We start from the raw sequence: 649 nt of genomic DNA on the forward strand, positions 1-649 counted from the left end.
TTCGTGTTGGAGTTATCTGGGGAGCCGGGATAGGTGGACTTGAAACATTCCAGGATGAGGTGCTGGCTTTTGGAAAAGGCGATGGAACCCCAAGGTTCAATCCTTTCTTTATTCCTAAAATGATCGCCGATATCGCCCCCGGCAATATCTCGATCAAACATGGCTTTATGGGCCCAAACTATACAACGGTTTCGGCCTGTGCTTCGGCAGCCAACGCCCTTATCGATGCTTTGAATACCATTAGACTTGGTTATAGCGATGTCATAGTGACGGGAGGAAGTGAAGCGGCTGTTGCTCCTGCAGGAATGGGTGGATTTAATGCCATGCATGCCCTTTCCACAAGGAATGAAAGCCCCGAAACAGCCTCAAGACCATTTGATGCAACCCGGGATGGCTTTGTCTTAGGTGAAGGTGCGGGTGCTCTTATTCTTGAAGAATATGAACATGCCAAGGCAAGAGGTGCGAAGATCTATGCTGAAGTAGTTGGAGGCGGATTATCATCTGATGCTTATCACATGACTGCTCCACACCCTGAAGGAATAGGAGTAGTTGCTGTGATGGAAACCTGTCTTAAGAATGCAGAACTTAATCCTGAAGATGTAGACCACATCAACACCCACGGAACATCTACCCCGCTTGGGGATGTGGC

General features: G+C 48.5%; 1 protein-coding gene. It reads left to right on the top strand.

Going from position 1 to position 649, the window contains the following annotated elements; translation table 11 throughout:
- Positions 1–649 (top strand): beta-ketoacyl-[acyl-carrier-protein] synthase family protein (locus HC176_RS15695; RefSeq protein ID WP_280818691.1); only part of this gene is annotated, 649 nt, incomplete at both ends.

This window comes from Tamlana crocina, from assembly GCF_012037625.1.